Below are 23546 nucleotides of genomic sequence, written 5' to 3' on the forward strand. Positions count from 1 at the left end.
TATGTTAAAATATATTATCATTATAGTTTACAGGGGCTACTTGTGAGATGTACTCTCGTACTTTTTTTAAGTCAAATATATAATTTCTAAAACTAGCAACCCGGTCAAGAGTAACTTCAAAAAAAGATTTATTAATATCTTGAGATTTCGACTTTTCAAAGGTTGTTGATGATTCGAAGAGATCGTGTATCGATAATAATGAATTGGATGGATTGGAGATAAACTCACGAAGTTTTGCACAATCCCATATTTGAGTAGATTCAACATCTTCTCCTTTCGCCTTTGTCCTAAAAATGACTCTATTGCTAAATGCAATACCACCGAGACGTCCGATACCCCTAAAACCACGATAGCCTCTTCCAGCTTTATTGCTACTTCCTATTCCGCTCAATACTTCTTCTGCCTTGCGAGCCTTAATGCCCGGACCATTATCATAAATTACTATTCGTTTATCTTCTGGGAAAAGAGTGACATTAACTTGCTTGCCCCTTTTATCTAGACTCGCATCAATAGAATCTACTGCATTCTGAATATACTCGCGATAAATCGACAATGGATCATTATACATTCCAGAAGTTAATGTCTCAAGAAGGTACATACCAGCTTTAAACGATGATTGTGATTTCATATAGAATTCCTAAGCCTCTAAATCTAATAATGCACTGTAATCGTTCTTTTCAGGTCTTTTGGGGATATAATATGTAAGGATCGAATGTAATTTTTTATTTTTTATAGACGCAATTGAATTCATCAAACCTTTTCTCGATGGGTTGCCACATAAGATGGAAAGCAATTCATCCCTTTCGTTCTGTGTTAGTTTTCTAAACTTATTCTTCCAATCGATCTCTGCCGTTTGTAGTTCCCTACCGCGATTCATTAATATTGATTCAGGCATGTAAAGTATTTCTCGAAATTCTTTTTCGCTTTCACCAAATGCACGATAAAAGAAATCTTCTCTAGGCATCACTGCACCTTTTAATACATTAAGAATTCTTTGAACTCCTCTAATGAACTGCCAATTCCAATTTGGGCTGCTAATATATTTTCTATTAGTATCCAACAGCGGAATATATTTCATAGGAAATGAATAAATATTTAAACCGTATTTACGATTAAGCTGTATATTTATCTCAAGACGTTTCCACAATTCCTCTGGACTATCGTTATAATTATATAGAATATAATTAGAAAGGTTCTGAATTCCGTTTTGTGCAGCAAGTTCTACACCTCTCCGATAAACACTTTCAAGCTTTATCGAATCAAATGCAATTCTAAGGGGATTTATAGCTATCTTTGCTAACGTATGTATGTTTTTTTCATCAATTCTTCTGGCATCTACACCTTGGTTAAAATCGACATGCCTCTGTTTATTATTGAGCTTAGAATTTTTCTCAAATCCAAGTTCCATAATATCTCTAATTATTTTATTAAATGACTTTGATGCAAGGATATTGTTATCCATCAATACAAGATGCGTTTTTTCACCATACTTGTTTTTTATGCCATTCACGTATTCTTTTATGTTTATATAGTCTTGAAATTGTGGCTCGATTTCAGGTACTCCACAAAATTTGCACTTATTTTTACAGCCGCGCGTGCTATAACCCAGGTAACTATCGCCTACTAGTGAATATTTAAATGGCGTGTCATTGAATAGCGAATAGTCTGGGATTAGTTCATCAACTATAATTTCATTATCATCTCCCAGCATGCCCGGCCTATTAAGAAGCCCCTTAATTGGTACAACGCCAGTAGCTTCCCATAAATCATCATATTTTAAAGTAGCTAATATCCCCCCAACTTTAATCCTATCAATGTCATCAATGATAGCTTTGTAAAAATTAATCGTATCGACAGTAATTTTCCAATTATAGGTGAAAAGTGTTGAGATGTAAACTCTATCCCACTGTTGCAAAAAGGGATAAGAAGCATTAATTCCCTTATGGAAAAAAACATTATCGCCTAGTTGTTTATGATAAGAAGAAATTTTCATGAGCCCGACGGGAGGATACTTTGTCTTATAATCGGGCTCGACGAGCAGGATATTTCTATTCATATTTGAAAGACACCATCATTCAATATCATTTTATAATCAAGTATTTTAAAGTGATATAAATTAAATCAAATCGAATAATACGTATTTACGTAAATACGTCAAGCAAAATTCGAAAATATTCATGATTGACATTGATTTAATTGGCAGGTATTTTCGCATTTATGAAAGAGAAGAATCCTAAAGAAGAAAAGCTGATAAGACCAACAGTCGCTTTCTCCGCAGAAGAAAATAAGCTGATAGATTATTATTGTATAGATTTTGATATTAATAAGGGAGAATTCTTAAGAAGGGCTGCGCTTTATTGTATCACTAATAAAATCGACCTTAGAAAATAGTTATAAATCAATAAACATAATAAATCTTTCCCTAAGCAAGCTCCACCATACAGCGTATGACGGGAATTTCCTGGGCATCAACCCGGACTACCGGATAGAAATCCGCGCCGACATACTCAAGGAGCAAGACGGCCCTATGCTGAAACACGGCTTGCAGGGCTTGCATGAAACAAAGATCATCCTTCCCTACCACGAGAGCGAACGCCCGGACCAGGGATTTCTTGAGAGGCGCTATGTGCAATTCAAGAAGGCGGTATAAACAGGAATCGCATGCCCCTGCGCAAGCAATCTACAAAGGGTTTTCCTGTTGACATCCCCTCATCAACCGATACAATTCGAATCGCAGCGGGAAGAAATACCCCATGACCACCCTTACGGAAACATCGATCGATCCGAAAATCAAGGCGGCCCTGAAAGCCGCCAAGGCGAAGATCACCGCGCACTTCGACGTCGAGACCATGATTCTCTTCGGCTCGGTCGCCCGGGGTGATGGCGACGAAGAATCGGACGCGGATATTCTCGTCCTCACCAGGCGACTTCTTACCCGGGAAGAGCGTCATGGAATTACCGACATCGTGTTCGAAATCAACCTGGAAATGGGTACGAACCTCTCGACCGTGGTAGTGGACAGCGAATCATGGGAACATGGCATGTATTCGGTGCTTCCCCTGCGCAGTGAAATCCGCAGAGACGGCATCCTCATATGACCCTTGACTCCCTTCGCGAAAAGACCATTGCATATTGGCGTAATGAAGCTGTCCTGTGCATGGAATCCGCCCGTCGCGAACTGGACGCGGGTGCGTAACCACGGATCACCCACCATGAAACTACTCAAAATCATTACCGTAGCTACAATCACAATTCTCCTCACCCTCCCCCTCCACGCCGACATGGTCTTCATGCTCTACGGCTTCAAGATCGGGCAGAACATTTCCAATCCCACGAACCAGCTTGGCGCGCCGATAAAAACGCATAAGTTCGACGACGGGTACGTGTCCCACGTGTATAAAATGAGCGACCACGTCCTGATAGTCACCGCCGATAACACCAGGCCCGAGCTCATATGGGCGATCCAGCTCGAGGGGAAGAGCAATCCCCGGGGGCTGGGGCTGGGCGGGATCGACCTGGGCGATCCCGTGCGCACGGTGATCGAAAGATACGGACAGCCCGATAAAAAAACCCCGGCGGTGGACGAGGCCACCGGGAAGCCCGTGGAGAACGTCGTCTACTATGCGTACCACCGGAACGGCAACTTCAGCCTGGAAGCCAGGGACGACAGGGTCACGAGCATCAAGATCGCGTACAACGGCCCCGACGCGAAGAGGACCGATAAAATCGATTTCAGGAAATTTCTGGAAACCGTGCGCGCGAAGGACCTGAACGCGATAGGCCGCTACATCTATGCGGATTTCGCCCTGAACACCCCGACCGAATCCCACCGGATACGCACGTCGATCATCCACGCGCTTGCGAACGATCCCGCGATCCGCGAAATCTTCTTCGACCCGGACCACGGCGTGGCGTCGCTCCGGGACGGCGACGTCGTCTCCTCGGCCCTGCGGATCCAGATGAATCCCGGCAACACGGGGTACGTGTACAAAGTCACGAAGAACGGGCGCAGATACGAGCTCTTCTTCGTCGACGGCTACGAAGGGTGGGTGCTGAAATATATCTACGTGGAAAAATAACCGTCTATAAAGGCCCGTCGTATCCGCATGGTCCGATACGCTTTCCTTAAAATGCTTGCCGGTCGCACCTTATTCCGTACCATGTGATGTTCGGATATTTGAATGGAGAACCCAATTTGACCCACCCCCTCGACATCCACACTATCTTCATCGAGTTGACGAACAAGTGCAACTTCCGGTGCAACTTCTGCCCCATCGACCGGACCAACCGCGCCCCGGGTGAGATGGATTTTACTCTTTTTAAAAGGGTCATAGACGAGATCGCCGATACACGAATTTCCGGGAGGATCGCCTTTCACCTGCTGGGCGAACCGCTCATGGCGGAAAACATATACCGGGCCATCGAGTACGTGAAATCGAGGGGCCTGGAGGCCGCGCTGTGCACGAACGGATCGCTGCTTACCCCGGACGTTACCCGGCAGATAATAAATGCCCATCCCGATACCCTGAGCATCTCCCTTGAAACGACGGACGCCGGGGAGCACTCCTCGCGGGGATCGGTTGTGAAGTTTGAAGACTATTACGCGGCAATCCTGGACGCGCTGGCCCTTATGCACGGGAACGCCCGCTTTCCGGTCACCCTCACCCTCATGAACACCTCCTCCAGGAAGTTCTTCGACCTGGACGGAACCATAGGGGTGAACGTGCGGGAAACGAGGTTCAGGGAGAAGCTGGTCTCACTGGCGGGCGACGTGAGACGGACCCTGCACGAAGAACACGATGCGGGCCGCGTCGACCGGCTTCTGCGGAAATTATATTTGAACAGGTCCAGGAACCTCTGGATCAACGACAGGATTAAGATTTACATCCAGCTCATCGCCGACTGGGGAAACGCGTTTACCGCGAAAAAGATCCATCCCGTCAGGATCGGTTGTTGCGGGTACACGTTGAACCGGATCGGGGTTTTGCAGGACGGCAGGGTGACGCTGTGCTGTGTCGACTATGACGGAAAGACTTCAATCGGGAACGTCAACGATTCCCCCCTGAACGAAATACTGCGATCGAATCTTGCGCACGAGATCAGGGAAGGATACAAAAGGAACAGGGTGGTCCATCCGCACTGCCGCGTGTGCATGGGCGATCCCAGCCGCGTAAAGGCCGCGATAAAGGGGCTGCTCAGCATCTACCTCTTCAAGCTGCGCGCGCACCCCCTGGACGCCGCGGACGTGAGATTGTGGTGACGCGTGAGGGAATGGAGACACGGGCGGAGCCTTACCATTTCAATCCCGAAATATTCTCCATTGTTCTATTCATGCGCATGGCGACCTCCCCGGCGGCGCTTCCCGTCGCGGAGGATATTCACACCCATAGCGGCAAAACCCGGAAAGGCAAGGAAAGTGGATGCTGAATATAGGCGGTGTGGGCGGCAAATATTTTTGCGGCTGTCGAGTCGAGGGGGGGCCGATGCGCCCCTACTTCGCACCCTGTGCCGATTTCGTCCACGAATCCTTAAGGCTTACGGTCCTGTTGAATACCGGGCGCTCCTTCGTGGAATCTGGATCCATGCTGAAATAGCCCAGGCGTTCGAACTGGAAGATCGCCCCGGGACCGTATTCTTTCACGGAAGGCTCGACGAGACCGGTGACGGTCTTCATCGAATCCGGATTGAGGTTTGTCGTGAAGTCGACGCCCTCCTGGGTCGTGGCGGGGTCCTCCTTGGTGAACAGCCTGTCATAGAGGCGTATCTCGGACTCCACGGCGGTGGGGGCCGATACCCAATGAAGGGTTCCCTTGACCTTCCTGCCGTCGGGCGCATCCCCTCCCCGCGAGGCGGGATCGCAGGTGCATCGTATTTCGGCGACCCCCCCTTTTTCATCCTTTATAACTCCCGTGCAGGTGACGAGGTAAGCGGCCCTGAGGCGCACCTCTTTGCCGGGTGAGAGGCGGAAGAAGCCCTTCACCGGATTCTCCATGAAATCCTCGCGCTCTATGTAGAGGGTGCGCGAGAACGGGACCTTGCGCGTCCCCATCGATTCATCCTCAGGGTTGTTTTTGACCTCGAATTCCTCGGTCTTGCCTTCGGGATAATTTTCGATAATCACTTTAAGCGGGTTGACGACGCCCATGACGCGGCGGGCTTTTTTATTCAGGTCGTCGCGCACGCAGTGCTCAAGGAGCGCCATATCGACGACCGTATCGCGCTTGGCGACGCCTATCGTCGCGGCGAACGCGCGCAACGACTCGGGCGTGTAGCCGCGCCGCCGCATCCCGGCAATTGTGGGCATGCGCGGATCGTCCCAGCCCTTGACGAAGCCCTCCTTCACGAGCCGGAGCAGCATGCGCTTGCTCATCACGGTATAGGTGAGGTTAAGGCGCGCGAACTCGATCTGCCGCGGGCGAATCTTCCCCGGCTCCGCGATCTGATCGAGGAACCAGTCGTAGAGAGGCCGATGCACCTCGAACTCGAGGGTGCAGATGGAATGCGTGATTCCTTCAATATAGTCAGATTGGCCGTGGGCGTAGTCGTACATCGGGTAGATGCACCACTCGCTGCCGGTGCGGTGGTGTTCCGCGCGCTTGAGGCGGTACATGACCGGGTCGCGCATATGCATGTTGGGAGATGCCATGTCGATGCGCGCGCGCAGGACCTTTGCGCCGTCGGGAAATTCGCCGCGCTTCATCCTCTCGAAGAGTTCGAGGTTTTCCTCGACGCTGCGTTTCCTTCCCGGGCTTTCCGCGCCCGGCTGGGTGGGCGTTCCGCGCGTCGCGGCGATTTCCTCGGCGCTCATGTCGCAGACGAAGGCCTTGCCTTTCTTTATAAGCATCACCGCCCACTCGTAGAGCTGTCCGAAATAATCGGATGCGTAGAACGGCTCCGCGTTCCATTTGAATCCCAGCCACTCGACGTCCTCCTTGATGGAGTCGACGTATTCGACGTCTTCTTTATCGGGGTTGGTGTCGTCGAACCGTAGGTTGCACTTTCCCGTGTATCTCTTCGCAAGGCCGAAATTCAGGCATATTGATTTGGCGTGTCCGATATGAAGGTAACCGTTGGGCTCGGGCGGGAAGCGGGTAAGCACCGTGTCCCCGTTCTTGCCGGTACGCAGGTCCTCCTCGATGATCTCCTCGATGAAATTGAGCGATCTGGGAGAGCTTTCCATTTCCATTGCGGGCACCGTTCCAAGGCTGTATTTGAGCCGTCTGCCTATCGAGCAATCGATTTACCTTTCGCGCCCGATTGTCAAGAAATTCAGCTGAAATTTTTCGATTTAATCGGACCCCAACCCCTCGCCGTGATCGTGCGCCCGGGATAAGCGGGGCTAATCGAGCATACAGGGGTACGATTAAAAGCTATTCCGGTTTTTGTATCCGGATATGCTTTTCTTCATCATTTTTCACTCCCCGATCGGATGAAGGATATGCGGTTGGAAATCAGTCCCGGAGAAGGACGCCATGCTGAGGACATCGCTTAATATCCATTTCGACGTGCTTGACAGAATCAGCGCAGCGGCCGTGCGCCTGGACATTCCTCGCCGGGAGGTGATCATTCGCCTGCTCATGCGGGTCGTCCGCGATCACCACCGATACCCTGGAGGGTTTTCGCTCGTGAAGTACCAGGGGCACGACCCGGAGAAGCGGTGGCACTGTTTTCCGATGTATTACTCGAAAGCGGAGAATGAGCTGGTTACGGATTTGCGTAAGTTTGGTAAATTCACTGTCTCGAAATTCGTGGCGATTGCAGTGTATCGGTACTTGGACGAAATCGTACAGGAAATAGAAGTGGGCAGGTATAACTATGTTCGGCCCTCTGGCTGGTCGCTCGGGCAAAAGCTCGTGAGCGGGTCGATCTGCTGGGAGATTTGCTGGAAAAATAAAAAACAAGACCGGAACCTTCATAAACAGGGAACAATTCTTCGAAGTATCGGCATGTACTGACCCCATGCTTCTGTACGCGGTATGGCATTACTTCCCCAGGGCATTTCCCCGCCCGCCGCTACGCGCATCAGCCCCCATCGCCTTCGCCGCCCCTGCCGGTTTATGTATGTTGACATTCAGCCGCATTCAGTTTAGAATCCGACATTCGCGCCTTTTTCACTCGCAAGGGAGGAATCCATGAAGCCGAAAATAAAAAAGATACTCGTCATCGTTTCAGGCATCGTCGCCGTTCTCGTCGTCGCACTAATAATTTCAATACAGATATTTTTCAGGATACGCATCCCCTCCTACTCGGGAACCGAAACGCTGGAGGGACTCAAGGCGAAGGCGGAGGTCAGGACCGATGAACATGGCATCCCCCACATCTTTGCCCAATCCGATGAAGACCTTTTCTTCGCGCAGGGGTACATCATCGCGCGGGAACGGCTTTTCCAGATGGACCTCACGCGCCTCGCGGGCCGGGGCGAGCTCTCCACGCTCCTGGGGAATGCCACCGTGAAAACCGATAAATACTTCAAGACCATGGGCTTCTACCGCGCCGCCCAGGGAGAGTACACGCGCCTGGACCCCGCCTCGAAATCGATCGTGGACGCCTACACCCGCGGGGTGAACGCCTGCATCGCGTCGGGGAAAAATCTCCCCAGCGAGTACGTGATACTCCGCGCGAAACCGCAGCCCTGGCTCCCCGCGGACAGCATCGTCTGCGGCCTGCTCATGTCGTACCGGCTGAACGCGCAGAGGGAAGTGAAGCCTCTCCTCTACCAGATTTTCAAGAACACGGGAAGCGAGGTCTTCAGGCAGCTTCTGCCCTGGGTCCCCGCGGATGCGCCGATGGTCTCTTCGGGCGAGTCGAAACCCCTGCCGATCGCGCGCTGCGACGTCCCGGAGGGCGCTCCCATAGTGACCGTCACCGATACCCACGAGGAATTATATCTGCCCTATCCCATGAAGGTGCGCGCGAGCAACTGGATGATCTTCGCGGGTTCGCGCACCACGACAGGCAAGCCCGTCTTCACCGGGAGCCCGGACCTGGAGGCGGCGATCCCCTCGCTCTTCTATCTTGTGCACTTAAAGGGGGGAGCGCATGACGTACTGGGGGGTTCGATACCCGGGTTGCCCGGCGTCCATGCCGTCGGGTTCAACGGGCATTTCGCATGGAGCATCACCGTGGGTAACGGCGACAACCTCGATTACTTTACCGAGAAGGTGAACCCCGACAACCCGAAACAGTACCTGACCGAGAACGGCTGGAAGGAATTCACTATAATAGAAGACACCATACGCATCAAGGACGGCTCCGACTTCAAGGAAGAGAAAATCGTGGTACGGATTTCGCGTCACGGCCCCGTCATCTCCGAGGTGGTGCCGGGGATGCCCGAAAACTGCACCATGATGTGGGCGGGGCTCCAGGGCGACTGCGGCGTGATGCAGTGCTTCCTCCAGCTCAACCGGGCGAAGAACTTCAACGAGTTCCGTGCGGCGCTCGCGGTCGCGCGCGGCGGGAGCGTGCACGTGGGCTACGCAGATGTATACGGGAACATAGGCTACCAGTACATCACGACCTTCCCGGTTAGGAAAGCCGGAGCGAATCCCCTGCCTCGCCCGGGCGAAAAGGGAGAGTATGACTGGACGGGCTATGTCCCGTTCGAGCGCCAGGCGTATTCATTGAACCCGCGCAAGGGATACCTTGGCTCGTTCAACCAGATGCCCGAGCCCGCCGACTTTTACGCGACCTCCTATTTCTTCTTCGCGCGCCCTTACCGCTTCGAGCAGATGGCCGGCGCGAAGGAAAAGTTCAGCCCGGACGAGATCCGCGCGATGCAGCTCGATACGGTCTCGAACGTGGCGCAGCGCTGGGTTCCACATATAGTAAGGATATGCAAGGGAAAGGAGGGGCTCGACACGTACGTGGCGCTCCTGGAAAAATGGAATTGCGCGATGGAGCTCGAGAGTGTTCAGGCCGCGCTCTTCAACGAATTCTTTACCTTTCTCATGAAGAACCCGCTCGATAACCGGATCGGGAAAAAGCAGGTGGAGGAGCTTTTCAAGGACCTCCACTCGACGATACCCGCGCAGTGGCTTATCAGGTACATGGATGACAACGCGAATTTCATCTGGGACGATCCCGTAACCGCGGCCAGGGAGACCCGGGACGACCAGGTGCTCAAGGCGATGAAAGACGGCGTCGCCTCCCTCACTGCGCGCTGCGGCGCTAATCCCGCAAAATGGGCCTGGGGCAGGGTGCATACCATGACCATTCGCCACCCGCTCGGGAAGGTCCTCCCCTTCTACAATCTGGATCCCGTTTCCTATCCCGGCGACGATTTTACGATCCACGCGGGATGGTACGAACGGGCGCGTCCCTTCGAGATGAACAGCGGCGCCGCCATCCGCATCGTCGTCGACATGGCCGACCTTGATTCGATCACGGTTATCAGCCCGCCCGGCCAGTCGGGGCATTACAAGAGCCGCTGGTACGCCGACCAGGCCGATACCTGGGCCGCCGGGAAGCAGGTGAAGGCGCATTTCCGCGACGCAAAGGACCTGAAAGAACTGCTGGTGCTGGAGCCGGCGGCTGCGCGTTAGGCGGAAACCGCGTCCTTCGTTCAAGTCTTTTTCACAGCTCAAGTCGGGCGGGAGTCCCATTCAGGCACGTGCGGGAGGTCACGCCGTTCTCCCGCGCATGCTTCTGCCGCCCCTTCGCGATTCGGAGTATCACCGCGGCGATCGCGGACGCCATGAAGAAATAGATGATTCCCGTGGCGGTGAATCCCGCCCTACAGAGCGTTACAGACCATAAGATTTGTTGCGCGATACGCGGCTGCGCCGATGCGAAACCGGACACCAGCCACAAGAGCAGCGCGATGCTCAGGTTGAGGCGCATGTCTGCCGGCCTAGTCTATCGGAACCTTGACCCGGAATTCCGTCTTCGCGCCCCGCTCGAACGTGAACGAGCCCGCCAACTGCTTAACGAGCATCCGTATTATCGTGAAGCCCAGGCCCGTATGCGCCCCCGGGTCGAAGCCCTCGTGCATCCCGACGCCGTCGTCGCTCACGGTGAGCTCGAAATCGGCCCCCCGATTTTCCAATGTCACCTCCACCGTGCCGGCCCTTCCGCCGGGAAATGCGTACTTGAGCGCATTCGTCAGGAGCTCGTTCAGGATGAGCCCCGCGGATGTCGCCGATTTCACGTTCACCTGGACGGGAGAAATGCGGTTCGTTATCGCGACCCCGCGCGACCCCGAGAGGTACATCCGCCCCAGCGATGCGATCACCCGGCGATAGTATTCGTCCAGGGCCACCCGCGCGGTCTCGCCCGACGGCTGGAGCATCGCATACAGCTCGTTCAACGACCCGATCCTGCCCAGCAAATCCTCGAGCACCGTGCGTACCGCACCCGAACCCGCCCTGCCCGATTCGATCTGGATGAGCGAGGAGATCATGGCGAAGGTATTCTTGACCCGGTGCTGGAGCTCGCGCAGGAGCGCCGCTTTTTCCTCGAGGGCGCCTTCCAGGTCCCGTTCGATACGTTTGCGCCCGGTGATGTCCATGATGGTGCCGGCCACCTTTACGACACGGTTCTCCTTTACTACCGGCATACCCGAGGTACGAATCCACTTGCGGGCGCCGTCCATTGCCGTGAAAGGGAACTCCAGATCGTAGGCCACGGCCTCCCCGGTACAGCGTTGAAATGCGTCAAGTATCACCGGACGGTCATCCACATCATAGCATTCAACGCTTTTTTCTATGTGCGCAGTGGACCCTTCTCCGATGCTCGCAGAATCTAATCCGTGTATCCGGTACGTCTCCTCGGTCCAGTACATCGCCTTGCATACCGTGTCCCACTCCCATCCACCCACGCCGGAAAGCCGCTGCGTCGCGTTCAGCAGGGCTTCGCTCCTGCGCAGTTTTTCCGCGGCCAGCTTGTGCTCGGTGATATCGTACCCGATCGCCTGGAAATGTGTTATGGAGCCGCGTTCGTCGAAATAGCCGCGGTTTGTCCACTGCTGGTATAGCGCGCCACCGTGCCCTGATTTCTCGAATTGCTCATGCCGTTCCACGGGCGAATCAGCCGTCAGCGAGCCCAGGCGTTCTTTCACCATGGTGCGCACGTCTGCCGGCATGAAATCGAAGACGTTCATGCCGATCATCTCCGATTGGGACCTGCCGGCATGGTCGGCAAGGGCGCGGTTGACGTAGGTAATCGTACCGTCCGCGAGAAAAGAAGTGATGAACGCGGGCATGTCCTCGGCGAGGGTGCGGTACTGCTCCTCGGCCTTGTGCAGGGCCCGCTCCGCCTTCATGCGCTCGGTGAGGTCGTCCCTGAGCCTTTCCTCGTGATCGCGCAGGGATTGTTCCATGCCCACGCGCGCGGAGACATCCTCGAATACGACGAGGTAACTCGCCGGCCCCTTTCCCACCGCGGGCAGCGCGGCGACGGCAGTATTGGCCCAGACCGTCGAGCCGTTCTTGTGGAGGTAGCGCCGTTCCCTGGCGAGCTCCTCTAATTCGTAGTGTGTGACCTTTGAGCGTTTCTTGAGATCGCGTTTTTTTTCCTCGGGATGCACCAGGTCGTTGAACACGAAGCCCTGCAGCTCATCGGCGCCATGTCCCATGATATCGCAAAGCCTGTTGTTGACGGTCAGAAAACGTCCCGTACGGGCGTCGACCTCGGCGACACCCACGGCTGCCTGTTCGAAGAAAGAGCGGAATTTCTGCTCGCTTTTTGTTAATTTCTCGTGCGCCTCGAACAGCTTGAGGGCCATCCTGATCGACGCGTCGAGCACGGCGGGACCGGTATTCTTCACCACGTATCCATACGAGGCTATTTTCCGGGTTTTCCCGACGATTTCCGGATCCGTATGGCTCGAGAGGAATACCACGGGCACGTTGCGCACGCCAATCACTATCTGCGCCGCCTCCGTTCCGTCCATTCCCGGTCCAAGGTCCACGTCCATGAGGACGAGATCTATCGCCGGCTTTTCGCGTGCGGTCTCGATCGCTTCCTCTCCACTCGCGGACGTAAGCACCCGGTAGCCGAGCTTTTCGAGCGTGGATGCCATGGCCAGGGCGATATGAAACTCGTCCTCCACCAACAGGATGTGTTTCGCGCCTGACTCGTCCATGTGCATTCCTCTCCAAATAACACGCCACGGCCGGTTTCCGCAGGGGCGGTTCCTGCCGGTCACCCGTCGAATCGGAACTTGAGCGTATATCATGTCGCCGGACTTTTTTTAGTTCCAGGCGATGCCAGTGCGCATGAGCGGGAGACTGTAAATGAAGGTGATTGCATCATGATACGGATCTATGACGTTGTCAAGCGCCCAATTCCGGATTAATTAAGCAGGGCTATCGTCACCGCGCTGGACCGAACGTCTTTGGGGGCCGATAAATCGCTCGACTTATTCACCTAAACTTCATATTCTTTCATTACTGTTAAATTGGAGGTCGCATCCCGTCCGTTCAAGAGCCGCGCCCGGTGTTGCGGCCGGCGCAGAGGAGGAAACCATGCAGCTGGACCTTGAAGGCATAATACTTTCCCTGGAAAAATCCCCCGGGATCCTGCGCGAGCTTGCGGGTTCCATCGCCCCGGGGGAGGCGGCCGCGCGCCGCAGGCCGGGCTTCTGGAGCATCGGCGAGCACGTCGAGCACCTCGCCCAGACACAGCCCATGCTCCATGGCCGCATCATCCGCTTCAGGGACGAGAAGGCCCCGGCGTTCGTGCCCTTCATTCCCGACGATTCGAAACCGGTCGCGAAGGCGGAAATCGTACTATCGGACTCCCTCGCCAAATTCGACGAATGGCGGAAGCGCCAGCTCGACGCCATCCGCACCCTTCACCCCGCCGATTTCGCCAAGGAGGGGAGCCACCCGGAGTACCGCCAGTACACCCTTCCCATTCTCATCCGCCACATCCTCATGCACGACCACTGGCACATGTACCGGATCGAGGAGCTGTGGCTCACGCAGGAGGAATACCTCGGCCCGTAAATTCCCATTTGACTTGACTTTTCGACGCGGATAGTTTAATGAACTTTCTCACAGCCTAAATCCATGCAAAGCATGGATGCGGAGGACCCACCTTTTCGGGGCGAATTCATTTGGATAGGGTACTTCCATGCCCGAGCCCGTCAGCTAACTTCGCAGGCTTTTGGAAGGGCATTCGACAGTGATTAAACTGCCACGCCGGCGGTTTTTTTTGCGCCCGCAGTCCCTTCGGGAGGATAGAGTTTTGAGCAACAACAGTCCCGACAATAACCAGCCATTTTTAAAAAAGCTTTCCCTCGCGGTATTCGGCAAGCCGCGCGATTTCAACGATCCCGGTATTTTCCACAAGCTTGCGCTCATACCCTTCTTCGCATGGATAGGGCTGGGCGCGGACGGCCTTTCCTCGTCGGCATACGGCCCCGAGGAGGCGTTCAGGTCGCTTGGGGAGCATGCCTACCTGGCGATGTTCCTCGTAGTCGCCACGTCCCTGACCGTATTTATCATATCCTATGCATACTCGCGGATCATCGAGCATTTTCCCCACGGCGGGGGCGGGTATATCGTCGCGACCCATATGCTGGGGAAACGCGCCGGCGTCGTTTCGGGGTGCGCCCTCATCGTCGACTACATCCTGACCATCACGGTTTCGATCGCATCCTGCGTCGATGCGCTCTTCAGCTACATGCCCCTTGAATTCCAGCGGTTCAAGATACTGACCGCATCGGTCCTGATCATAGTGCTGATAATCCTGAATATCCGCGGCGTCAAGGAATCGGTCAGCATCCTCGCCCCGATCTTCCTCGTGTTCATCGGCACGCATATGGTCATGCTCGGATACGGCATTTTCAGTCATGTCGGCGAAATCGCCCCGGTGGTAAGCACCGTACGCGAGGGATTGCACCATGACATGTCGGCCATAGGCGGCATCGGGGTTTTGATGTTATTGCTGCGCGCATATTCGCTGGGAGGCGGCACCTACACCGGGATAGAGGCAGTCTCGAACGGACTGCAGATCATGCGCGACCCGAAGGTGCAGACGGGCAAGCGTACCATGCTCTACATGGCCACATCGCTTGCGGTCACCGCAGCGGGACTGCTTCTGTGCTACCTGCTTTGGAATGTAAAACCGATGGAGGGCAAAACGCTGAACTCCGTCCTGGCCGATGCGATGTTCGGCGGCTCGGGACTCGGCTACACGCTGGCGGTCGTCACGATTTTTTCGGAGGGCGCCCTGCTCTTCGTGGGCGCGCAGGCCGGTTTTATCGACGCCCCCCGGGTCATGGCGAACATGGCGGTCGATTCATGGTTCCCGCACCGGTTCGCCGCCTTCTCCGAGCGGCTCACCATGCGCAACGGCGTCGTGATGATCGGCATCGCCGCGCTCTGCCTCCTTCTCTATACCAACGGGTCCATATCGGCATTGGTCGTTATGTACTCGATAAACGTGTTCCTGACGTTCTCGATCTCCGAATTCGGCATGGCGCGCTTTTTCATAATGCATAGGGGTAAAGAAGCCAAATGGAAGCGGCACCTGGCCGTACACCTCACGGGACTCACCCTCTGCTGCACCATCCTTCTCATCACCGTGTTCGAAAAATTCACCGAGGGCGGGTGGATGACGCTGGTCATCACCTCGGTCCTGATCCTGCTCTGCTACTGGATACGCCGGCACTACGGCCGCATCCAGTCCGACATGCGCAAGCTCGACGAGCTCCTGAAAGACGTGCCCACGATCAGGAAAATGAATACCGATCCCGTAGATAATAAGCACATGACCGCAATCCAGCTCGTGGGGGGCTACAGCGGGTTTGGCGTCCACACGTTCCTCAATATCAACAGCTCGTTCCCCGGACTCTATAAAAATTTCATCTTCATTTCCGTGGCGGTGATCGACCAGGGGCTTTTCAAGGGCGAGGACAAGCTGGATGACCTGAAAAGATCGGTGGAGGACTCGCTCAATAAATATGTCGGCCTCGCGCGGCGACTCGGCTTCCCGGCGGAATACCGCATGGGCGTGGGTACCGACGTCGTGGACGCCGCCACCGGCCTTTGCCTTGACGTGAGAAAGGAATTTCCGCATTCGACCGTGTTCAGCGGACAGCTCGCGTTCCAGCTGGAGAAATTTTATCACCGCCTGCTGCATAATGAAACCGCGTTTGCCATCCAGCGAAGGCTCCAGTGGAGCGGCGCGACCAACGTCATCATGCCGATACGCATGGACACGTGAAGGAAGGAGCCGCCTGGAACTCTCAGCCGTTCTCCCCGGCAAGCCTCTTTAGCGGCGGCAGGAACAGGTAGGTCATCGTTTCCTTCACCCATGCGCGGTACTCTTCGTCCCTTCCCTTCATCCCCAGGATGATCATCTGGCACGACCCGGCCCCCAGGAAGTTAATGAGGAGGTTATTGAAGGCGTAGTGGTAGCGCGCGGTCTCGCCCGGCGGCGCGGGGACGGGGAGGGCCTCCTCGAAGGTCGCGCGCGTGCGCGTGAGGACCTCGGGGATGCGCCGATAGCCGGGGATCGCGTCGGGGCGGTCGGCCAGCGCGATGTTCAGCATGATGATCCTGAGCGCGGCGGGATCCTTGAAGTGAAAATCCAGGAACCGGTCGAGGTACCGCGCGAGCGCCTTGTCCAGTGGAATGCCGGTAAGTCCCTCCAGGCACGACCGGTTGACGGCGACGAGCTCTTCGCACACCTCCCCGAGAAGCGTCCCGAAAAGCCCGGCCTTGGTCGGGAAATGGTAGCGGATGAGGGCATGGTCGAATTTTCCCGCGCGCCCGATCATCCGCATGCTCGCGGAGTGATAGGGATGGTGCGCGAAGACCGCGCGCGCCGCCGCCATGATGCGCTCCCTGGTGAGCTCCCGCTTGGGACGGGTCCCCTTTCCCGTGCGAATCGATGTCCCCTTCATACCCGGGCCGGCCTCCTCACCCGCTATACTTCTAGCAGGCCCCGCCGCCGGAGATCAATACTTTTTTTACGATCGTATAAAAATTATTTGACAGCGAAGGCCCGGGCGCGGATTATTTTCACGGTCGTAAAAATATGGGTCGCGCGGCGGCCCGGGAGGCGGTCATGAAGGGGGATCTTTTCAAGGGCATCATGCAGTGGGAATTCGGCATGCCGAAGTCGAAGCTGAAAAAAAAGGAGTTCAGGCTCCCCGTATTCTACTACGACAACAGCTCGCTCACCGCGATCTTCACGGCGTCCACGAAGAAGGTACTGCCCTTCCTTCCCGACCCGCGTATGCACCCGGCGGAGGTAATGCCCGGCCGCTGCCTGGTCGCATTCACCGCCTTTGAATACCGCAAAACCGACATCGATCCCTACAACGAGTTCAGCATCGCGGTCATCGTGTCCTATGGAAAGAGACCCATTCCGGGCCTCACGGTTCTCTCGCAGATGCGGCGCAAATGCTATGACGCGTACGTATGGCACCTGCCGGTCACCACGGAGATCGCGCGTTACGGCGGGGTGGAGCTCTACGGCTACCCGAAGATACTCGCGAAGATCGACATTACCCGCGGCCGCGACGCCGCCGAGTGCGTCCTGTCCGAGAAAAAGACGCACATCCTCACCCTGCGCGGACCCGTCCTCCACACAAAGCCGGGCGGCATCATTCGCTACCGGACCTACCCGGTGCGCGAGGGGGTCACCCTCTGCGGGAACGTTTACTCCCTTCACCACCAGTTCGCAGAAACCCGAAGCACAAAGGGCGTGAGCCTTACCCTGGGAACCGACCACGAGATATGCCGCCAGCTCCGGTCGGTCGGCCTTTCGGAGAAGGCGCTCATGTACCAGTACAGCCCGCTGAACGAGAGCATCCTCTTCGGCCCGCACAACCTGATCGACGACTGAGCGTGTCCATGAAAATTTCCCGCACGCATATGGACGTCCTCCTCGCGCGCGACCCCCGGGTGGAGGACGTGATGAACGGCATACAGGCGCTGTCGCGCCTGCCGCGCCGCGCGTACCGCGACATGCGCCGCACGGTCGCCCTCGCGCGCCGGTTCGTCGACGAGGCCGTGCGTCCCGTGTATAATGAAATCGACCTCGCGGGGTTTCGCGACCCCGATTATATTCCGGAAAATTTCATCCGCGAGGCCGGCCGGCGTGGGATCTTCTCCCGGTGGATCCCCAAAATGTTCGGCGGGGGCGGGATGGATTTCATAAGCCTGTATCCCTTCCTCGAGGAGATCGCGGCGACCTGCACGGGGCTCGCCAATGTGATAGGGGTGCACTACCTTGGGGTGGGAACGCTCTGCGCGAGCTGGAACATTCCCGTCATCAACCGCGTACTCCGCGAATCGTGCCGCGGCGACCGGATGGGAACGCCCTGCCTCATCTCCCTCGCGATCACCGAACCGGAGGCGGGCACCGACGTCGAAGAGCCCATCCTCCTCGCGCGCGCGCGTATCGGCACCACGGCGACGCGCGCGGACGGCGGCTACATCCTGAACGGGCGCAAGGTATTCATCTCCAACGGCCACGTCTCGACCTGGCACATGGTGATCGCCTACGCCGACCGGAAGCACCCGGCCGACACGACCGTCATGGCCGCGGTGAAAACGGGAACGAGCGGATTCAGCTTCGGGCGGAAGGAAAAGAAGATGGGCCAGAAGGCGTGCGTCGCAAGCGAGCTCGTCTTCGAGGACTGCTTCGTGCCGGACGCGCTCATCTGCTCCGCGCCGGAACAGCACAGGAAATCCGGGAAGCCGCAGGGCGTCATCGCGCAGTACCTCATCGACTTCGTCGTGTCCTCGTCGCGCGCGGGCGTGGGCGCCTTCGCCGCGGGAGCGGCGCGCGGGGCGTACGAAACGGCGCTCGCGCACTGCCGGCGCACGCGCATCGGCGGGGAGCTCCTGATCAACCGCCAATGGGCGCAGGTCACGCTCGCCGAGATGTACCGGAACGTGAACACCGCGCGCGCACTCTACCTCGAATCCGCCCTCGCAAACGCGATGAAGGGAATGTACAAGCTCATGTACAACCGGTTCATCTTCACCCTGCTCGCGCTCCTGCCGCGCTGGTACTTCACGGCGTTCGTCGCGCCCTTCCTGAACATGCGCGCCGCGACCAGGCTCTTTCGAAACATCTACTTCGAAAAATACACCGCCGAGGAGGCGCAGGTGACCTCGGGCTGGGCGTCGCTTTCCAAGTTCGCGTGCAGCGACATCGCCGTGCAGACGGCGTCCATGGCCGTCGACCTCATGGGCGCGGACGGCACGCGGCATGACACGGGCGCGGAAAAGTTCTACCGCGACGCGAAGCTCCTCCAGATATACGAGGGAACGAACCAGTTGAACCGGCTGAATCTCTTCAAGAACCTGGTCGCGCGCGATATCCCGGAAGCGGAGCTTTTCAAACGGGAGGGGGCATGAGCACGACACGCGCCGGGGGCGCCGATATACTGGAGTCCTTCTCGGGGCTTGCGTCCGCCTTCGCCAAAAAGGAGCTTACCGCGGCGCGCGAGGCCCACGACCGCTTCCCGTTCGCCCCCTTCTGGTCGGACGTACTGGAGAAAGCGATCGGGGTCGGGTTTTTCGGGATAACCCTCCCGGCCGGATACGGGGGCCTGGGCCTGGACGCCGATGCGCTCGTCCCCGTCGTGCGCATGCTCGCGCGCGCCGACGCATCGCTCTCCGCGCTCGTGTGCACCCACGCCGCCGCGCTCCAGGTCATCGCAGAGTCCGCGGGCGATACGGGCGCCGATCCCGCATACCGCATGATCGGCAAAAGCCCCGGGAAACCGCTCGCCTTCCAGTCCTTCACACACCCGGACGAGCTCGAGATGCCCGTTGCCGTTTCCGATGGAGACGCGTATCGGCTCACGGGAAGCGTGCGCTTCCTGGCCGCGGGCGCCGTCGCGGATTTCGCCGTGGTCGCGGGATCCGGTGGCAGGTCCGGTGAGTTCTCCTATTACCTTATCGCGCTCAACACGGGTGCCGTGAGCGTATCGGAACCCATATTCACCCTGGGACTTCACGCCTGTCCCGTAGTGGACGCGAGGCTTGACGACGCCCTGGGAATTCTCCTTGGCAAAAAAGGCGGGGGAATCGAATACTGCCGGCGCGCGTGGCCGCGCCTTTCCCTCGCCTCCGCGGCGATCCCGCTTGGAATCCTCGAGGGCTCGCTCGACGAGGCGAAGCGTTACGCGGAAGAGCGCGTCCAGGGCGGACGCGTCATCATCGAGTGGCCGGAGGTGCGCATGATCCTCGCGCGGATAGCCGGGGACGTTCACGTCGCGCACGGCGCGCTCGCGGAGGCATGCCGCATGTTCGCGGCGAACGAACCGGGATGGGAGGCTGCATCGGTCGCGGCGGCGCTTTCGGCCGGGGAGGCGGCGGCGCGCGGCACGGTGGACGGCGTGCAGGTCCTGGGCGGCAACGGCTACATGACCGATTACGGTCAGGAGAAGAGGATGCGCGACGCGAAGCAGGCGCAGTTTCTCCTGGGGATGCCCGCGCTCAGGAGACTCGAGCTCATGGGTCTCCCCGCGCAACGGTGAACGACGGGACCCGTACGCGCATCGGCCCCCTCCCCTTTTATTAATTAACGCATAGAGGACGACACATGAAACGATTTCCGGGAAAACGCATTTTCATCACCGGGAGCGGCAGCGGCCTGGGCAGGGCGCTTGCCCTGCGGTTCGCGCGCGAGGGATGGCGCGTGGGCGTCTCCGATATCGACGCCGCGCGCATGGAGGAGAGCGCTCGGCTCGTGCGCGAAGCGGGGGGATCGGCGCTTTCTATTGCGTGCAACGTCACGGACGCGGGAGACCTCGACCGAGCGGCGCGGGCCGTCGCGCGCGAATGGGGCGGGCTCGACATCCTGGTGAACAACGCGGGCGTCGCCGCCGGGGGGCTCTTCGAGCGCGTGCCCCCGGACCGGTGGGATTGGATTTTCGCCGTGAACTTCCGCGGCGTCGTCCATGGCTGCCAGTCGTTTATCCCCATGTTCAAGGCGCAACGCAACGGTCATATCGTAAACGTCGCCTCCTGCGCCGGGATCGTGTCGCTCCCCGAGATGGCGAGCTACAACGCGACGAAGGCCGCCGTGATCTCCGTATCCGAAACGCTCCGCACGGAGCTCGCGGCGTACCGTGTGGGGGTCACGGTCGTGTGTCCCACGTTCATTAAAACCGGCCTCATGGAAAGCTTCCACTCTCCCGACGAGCTGCAGCGTGCGCGCGCGGAGCGATTCTTCGATGCCTCGCGCTATTCGCCCGAGCGCTTTGCGGACTTCACCTTTCGCGCAATTCGAAAGAACCGGCTCTATGCGTTTCCGCAGTTCGACGGGCGCATGGCGTGGAGGATGAAGCGGCTGTTCCCGGAACTCTTCTATCGCTATATCGCGCGGCGTTATGCGAAAGAGGGAAGGTGAGGGAGTCCTTCCCGGGGGCGGGGGCCATCGGTGCAGGGAATGAAAAAATATTTTCAGCCGGGTAATTTCGGTTTTGCATCGGCAGGGGATGTGCTTTATAATTGAAGTAATATCGGCGCAGCCATAATGGAATCGACCGACCGGGACGGGCGTAATCGGCATGATCGGAAATCGCTGCTCAAGGAGGCCGTATGCTTAAAGGAAAGACAATTCTTATCACCGGCGCGTCAAGCGGCATCGGGAGGGCGTTCGCCCTGCGCTTCGCGCGGGAAGGGTGCGATCTCATCGTCGTCGCCAGGAGGGAAGACCGGCTCAAATCCCTGAAAGGGGAGGCGGAGGCTGCATACGGGGTCAAGGTGGAGGTAATCGCTATGGACCTGGGAAATGAGGATTCCGCGGAAAAGCTGTTCGGCAAGGTCGAAAAGAAACGCATCCCGGTGTTCGGCCTTGTCAACAACGCCGGCTTCGGCTGGAACGGGGTTTTCGATACGCAGCCGGCGGATAATATCGACACGATGATCGCCGTGAACGTGCTCACGCTCACGAAATTATGCCGCCTGTTCCTGCCCGCGATGCTGAAACAAAACGGGGGGCTGATACTCAATGTCTCCTCGATGGGAGGCTTCCAGCCCGTTCCGTACTTCGCCGTCTACGCCGCCGCCAAATCGTACGTGCTGAATCTCTCGGCCGCGCTGAGCGCGGAATTCCGGAAGACGAAGGTGCGGATATTCGCCCTGTGCCCGGGCGTGACCGACACGGAGTTCCAGGCGGTCGCCGGCATGCCTTCCCAGGGTTCGCAGCCGGTCGGCGCACAGACCGCCGAACAGGTGGTAGACTTCGCGTTCAGGAAGATCAAGGGGAGCGCTTACCTGGGTGTCCCGGGACTCATGAACAAGATTATGATCGGTTTCAGCCGGATTACGCCCATGAAGTGGTCTGCCATTATCAGCAGTACCATGTTTAAGCCGGGGAAGTGAGGACAGGCACGCAAGGAGCGACGACCATTAAGCGACCAAGTTTATATAGCATTGTACATGCCGGCGAAATTACCGGAGGATGCAACCGGCATTTTACTGACTATTGGCAACAGGAAGCTTGCCGGGAGCTAGATGGTAATACCCATCATTTCTTTGAAATCATCGCTAATGGTCAAATCTTCTGCAATTTCTTCAATAACTTTCGTCAATTCCTCGGGGTGTAGAGTGCGAATTATCTGCAAATCATCCCTATCATATTTTTCCTCTAAGTCCTGAACACTACACAGGCCAATTTTTCTAATCTCTATAACATCATAGTTCTCTGGTGCTTTTGGATTAGGAAGTTTTACAACAGGAATAAATGACCCCTTATATGTAGTGGCTTGACTTGTAGTTAGACAAAATACAAAAGCGGTATTTTCCAGCACTGGCGATGATAAAATTAATAAATGTTTGGGGGTTGGTTCATTTGGGTCATCTGAAAATACAAAATTTCTATCCCGAATAATAACACCCGCACGGAGGGTGGAAAGAAATACAGCCCATGGGATTTTTAATGGCATGTACAATTATTTTCAAGTGCCTGTAAATCTCTCTCCATGCTTTCTATTTCTTTATATTGTTCAGGGGTAACTTTATCTATCGCGAATAGTTTAATATCAATTTCATCACCGTTATTTACTGCCGATTTCCATGGCGCTTCCAAATGTGTCTGTCTGCTAAGCTGAGTTGCGGTAGTACTAAAATACTTCTTTGCGACTTCATTCATTATTTCCCTTTCGGATTGTGAAAACCACTTTCCTTCAAACTCTTTTTTAGGAACCAGGCGGTGAAGTATATATTCTTTTTCATTTTCTTCATACTTTAATTTTTCTACCTTGATAGCGATGTACTCGCTCATAAAGTTTTCTGAATTATCGTATTCCTGTGCATCTACTAATGCATGTACAGCGTGGTATGCTTTGTGCGGGACAGGCCCTTCAGCGTCTTTGTTATACGTGTCTTTTAATACTTTGCGGCCATATTTGATTAAATGATGACAATCTAAATAGTATAGTAATTTATTGGCTTTGACTGCGCCGCAGTTCTCAGTATTTTTTGCAAAAAATATCAGGGCATTCGCAAGCCTTTTGTTTTCTCTTTCATCTTTATAGGCTTTGATGTCCATACTCGCCACCCTCTCTATCTATATATACTATATAACGGTATAGTACACGAAAAATCAAGAACAATTATCTTGTCAAC

Annotated in this window: 20 protein-coding genes; 12 read left to right on the plus strand and 8 right to left on the minus strand. The window is 55.9% G+C overall.

The genetic code is table 11. From position 1 onward, the window contains the following. Positions 1-4: 4 nt before the first annotated feature. The gene (locus EPN93_12455; protein TAL33998.1) at positions 5-628 is read right to left on the minus strand and encodes a hypothetical protein; all 624 of its coding nucleotides are present in this window, start codon (positions 626-628) and stop codon (positions 5-7) included. A gap of 9 nt (positions 629-637) precedes the next feature. Further along, the gene (locus EPN93_12460; GenBank protein TAL33999.1) at positions 638-1993 is read right to left on the minus strand and encodes a cobalamin-binding domain-containing protein; all 1356 of its coding nucleotides are present in this window, start codon (positions 1991-1993) and stop codon (positions 638-640) included. Positions 1994-2753: 760 nt separating this feature from the next. Here EPN93_12460 and EPN93_12465 point away from each other — a divergent pair. The 3 genes from EPN93_12465 to EPN93_12475 all read left to right on the plus strand — a co-directional run bounded on the left by EPN93_12465 (position 2754) and on the right by EPN93_12475 (position 5260). Next, complete coding sequence (locus tag EPN93_12465; GenBank protein TAL34000.1) at positions 2754-3098, plus strand: nucleotidyltransferase domain-containing protein; 345 nt, start codon at positions 2754-2756, stop codon at positions 3096-3098. A 114-nt stretch (positions 3099-3212) separates the two neighbouring features. After that, entirely contained in the window at positions 3213-4079 is an 867-nt protein-coding gene (locus EPN93_12470; protein ID TAL34001.1) for a hypothetical protein, read from the plus strand. An 86-nt stretch (positions 4080-4165) separates the two neighbouring features. Further along, entirely contained in the window at positions 4166-5260 is a 1095-nt protein-coding gene (locus tag EPN93_12475; protein TAL34002.1) for a radical SAM/SPASM domain-containing protein, read from the plus strand. Between the two features lie 231 nt (positions 5261-5491). Here the strand turns inward: EPN93_12475 and EPN93_12480 are convergent, their stop codons facing one another. Beyond that, positions 5492-7186 carry a glutamine--tRNA ligase/YqeY domain fusion protein gene (locus tag EPN93_12480; protein TAL34003.1) on the minus strand — a complete coding sequence of 565 codons (1695 nt, stop codon included), beginning with the start codon at positions 7184-7186 and terminating at the stop codon, positions 5492-5494. 286 nt (positions 7187-7472) lie between these two features. Between EPN93_12480 and EPN93_12485 the strand changes: the two genes are divergently transcribed. Further along, the gene (locus EPN93_12485) at positions 7473-7955 is read left to right on the plus strand and encodes a hypothetical protein (protein ID TAL34004.1); all 483 of its coding nucleotides are present in this window, start codon (positions 7473-7475) and stop codon (positions 7953-7955) included. A 177-nt stretch (positions 7956-8132) separates the two neighbouring features. Continuing rightward, a complete protein-coding gene (locus EPN93_12490) occupies positions 8133-10541 on the plus strand; it encodes a penicillin acylase family protein (GenBank protein TAL34005.1) in 2409 nt (802 codons plus the stop codon). Between the two features lie 31 nt (positions 10542-10572). On the opposite strand, the gene EPN93_12495 is transcribed toward EPN93_12490, so the two are convergent. Both EPN93_12495 and EPN93_12500 read right to left on the minus strand, forming a co-directional pair. After that, on the minus strand, positions 10573-10839 hold the full coding sequence (locus tag EPN93_12495) for a hypothetical protein (protein TAL34006.1): 267 nt from the start codon (positions 10837-10839) through the stop codon (positions 10573-10575). A 10-nt stretch (positions 10840-10849) separates the two neighbouring features. Further along, positions 10850-13174: a PAS domain S-box protein gene (locus tag EPN93_12500; GenBank protein TAL34007.1), complete on the minus strand. Its 2325-nt coding sequence runs from the start codon at positions 13172-13174 to the stop codon at positions 10850-10852. Positions 13175-13463: 289 nt separating this feature from the next. Between EPN93_12500 and EPN93_12505 the strand changes: the two genes are divergently transcribed. After that, entirely contained in the window at positions 13464-13946 is a 483-nt protein-coding gene (locus EPN93_12505) for a DinB family protein (protein ID TAL34008.1), read from the plus strand. Positions 13947-14187: 241 nt separating this feature from the next. After that, positions 14188-16170, plus strand: coding sequence for an APC family permease (locus EPN93_12510; GenBank protein TAL34009.1), 1983 nt, complete (start codon positions 14188-14190; stop codon positions 16168-16170). A gap of 22 nt (positions 16171-16192) precedes the next feature. Here EPN93_12510 and EPN93_12515 read toward each other — a convergent pair whose 3' ends face one another. Then, positions 16193-16852 (minus strand): TetR/AcrR family transcriptional regulator, encoded by a 660-nt coding sequence (locus EPN93_12515; GenBank protein TAL34010.1) that lies wholly within the window; start codon positions 16850-16852, stop codon positions 16193-16195. Between the two features lie 134 nt (positions 16853-16986). On the opposite strand from EPN93_12515, the gene EPN93_12520 reads away from it, so the two are divergent. From EPN93_12520 to EPN93_12540, 5 genes are all read left to right on the plus strand, one after another. After that, positions 16987-17799, plus strand: coding sequence for a hypothetical protein (locus tag EPN93_12520; protein TAL34011.1), 813 nt, complete (start codon positions 16987-16989; stop codon positions 17797-17799). A gap of 29 nt (positions 17800-17828) precedes the next feature. After that, positions 17829-19322: an acyl-CoA dehydrogenase gene (locus EPN93_12525; GenBank protein ID TAL34054.1), complete on the plus strand. Its 1494-nt coding sequence runs from the start codon at positions 17829-17831 to the stop codon at positions 19320-19322. Continuing rightward, positions 19319-20449 carry an acyl-CoA dehydrogenase gene (locus EPN93_12530; protein ID TAL34012.1) on the plus strand — a complete coding sequence of 377 codons (1131 nt, stop codon included), beginning with the start codon at positions 19319-19321 and terminating at the stop codon, positions 20447-20449. Before EPN93_12525 ends, EPN93_12530 begins: the two co-directional genes overlap by 4 nt. A gap of 65 nt (positions 20450-20514) precedes the next feature. Next, positions 20515-21324, plus strand: a complete 810-nt coding sequence (locus EPN93_12535; GenBank protein TAL34013.1) for an SDR family oxidoreductase — start codon at positions 20515-20517, stop codon at positions 21322-21324. 191 nt (positions 21325-21515) lie between these two features. Further along, a complete protein-coding gene (locus EPN93_12540) occupies positions 21516-22301 on the plus strand; it encodes an SDR family oxidoreductase (GenBank protein ID TAL34014.1) in 786 nt (261 codons plus the stop codon). 128 nt (positions 22302-22429) lie between these two features. Here the strand turns inward: EPN93_12540 and EPN93_12545 are convergent, their stop codons facing one another. Further along, positions 22430-22864: a hypothetical protein gene (locus tag EPN93_12545; GenBank protein ID TAL34015.1), complete on the minus strand. Its 435-nt coding sequence runs from the start codon at positions 22862-22864 to the stop codon at positions 22430-22432. Continuing rightward, positions 22855-23469: a DUF4065 domain-containing protein gene (locus EPN93_12550; GenBank protein ID TAL34016.1), complete on the minus strand. Its 615-nt coding sequence runs from the start codon at positions 23467-23469 to the stop codon at positions 22855-22857. Before EPN93_12550 ends, EPN93_12545 begins: the two co-directional genes overlap by 10 nt. Positions 23470-23546: the final 77 nt, after the last annotated feature.

It is taken from the genome of Spirochaetota bacterium, assembly GCA_004297825.1.
Lineage (GTDB): Bacteria > Spirochaetota > UBA4802 > UBA4802 > UBA5368 > FW300-bin19.

Bases quoted from the DNA above. Each gene is read 5' to 3' on its own strand.
- EPN93_12455 (TAL33998.1), bottom strand. From the start codon at position 628: ATGAAATCACAATCATCGTTTAAAGCTGGTATGTACCTTCTTGAGACA.
- EPN93_12460 (TAL33999.1), bottom strand. From the start codon at position 1,993: ATGAAAATTTCTTCTTATCATAAACAACTAGGCGATAATGTTTTTTTC.
- EPN93_12465 (TAL34000.1), top strand. From the start codon at position 2,754: ATGACCACCCTTACGGAAACATCGATCGATCCGAAAATCAAGGCGGCC.
- EPN93_12470 (TAL34001.1), top strand. From the start codon at position 3,213: ATGAAACTACTCAAAATCATTACCGTAGCTACAATCACAATTCTCCTC.
- EPN93_12475 (TAL34002.1), top strand. From the start codon at position 4,166: ATGTTCGGATATTTGAATGGAGAACCCAATTTGACCCACCCCCTCGAC.
- EPN93_12480 (TAL34003.1), bottom strand. From the start codon at position 7,186: ATGGAAATGGAAAGCTCTCCCAGATCGCTCAATTTCATCGAGGAGATC.
- EPN93_12485 (TAL34004.1), top strand. From the start codon at position 7,473: ATGCTGAGGACATCGCTTAATATCCATTTCGACGTGCTTGACAGAATC.
- EPN93_12490 (TAL34005.1), top strand. From the start codon at position 8,133: ATGAAGCCGAAAATAAAAAAGATACTCGTCATCGTTTCAGGCATCGTC.
- EPN93_12495 (TAL34006.1), bottom strand. From the start codon at position 10,839: ATGCGCCTCAACCTGAGCATCGCGCTGCTCTTGTGGCTGGTGTCCGGT.
- EPN93_12500 (TAL34007.1), bottom strand. From the start codon at position 13,174: ATGATATACGCTCAAGTTCCGATTCGACGGGTGACCGGCAGGAACCGC.
- EPN93_12505 (TAL34008.1), top strand. From the start codon at position 13,464: ATGCAGCTGGACCTTGAAGGCATAATACTTTCCCTGGAAAAATCCCCC.
- EPN93_12515 (TAL34010.1), bottom strand. From the start codon at position 16,852: ATGAAGGGGACATCGATTCGCACGGGAAAGGGGACCCGTCCCAAGCGG.
- EPN93_12520 (TAL34011.1), top strand. From the start codon at position 16,987: ATGGGTCGCGCGGCGGCCCGGGAGGCGGTCATGAAGGGGGATCTTTTC.
- EPN93_12525 (TAL34054.1), top strand. From the start codon at position 17,829: ATGGACGTCCTCCTCGCGCGCGACCCCCGGGTGGAGGACGTGATGAAC.
- EPN93_12530 (TAL34012.1), top strand. From the start codon at position 19,319: ATGAGCACGACACGCGCCGGGGGCGCCGATATACTGGAGTCCTTCTCG.
- EPN93_12535 (TAL34013.1), top strand. From the start codon at position 20,515: ATGAAACGATTTCCGGGAAAACGCATTTTCATCACCGGGAGCGGCAGC.
- EPN93_12540 (TAL34014.1), top strand. From the start codon at position 21,516: ATGCTTAAAGGAAAGACAATTCTTATCACCGGCGCGTCAAGCGGCATC.
- EPN93_12545 (TAL34015.1), bottom strand. From the start codon at position 22,864: ATGCCATTAAAAATCCCATGGGCTGTATTTCTTTCCACCCTCCGTGCG.
- EPN93_12550 (TAL34016.1), bottom strand. From the start codon at position 23,469: ATGGACATCAAAGCCTATAAAGATGAAAGAGAAAACAAAAGGCTTGCG.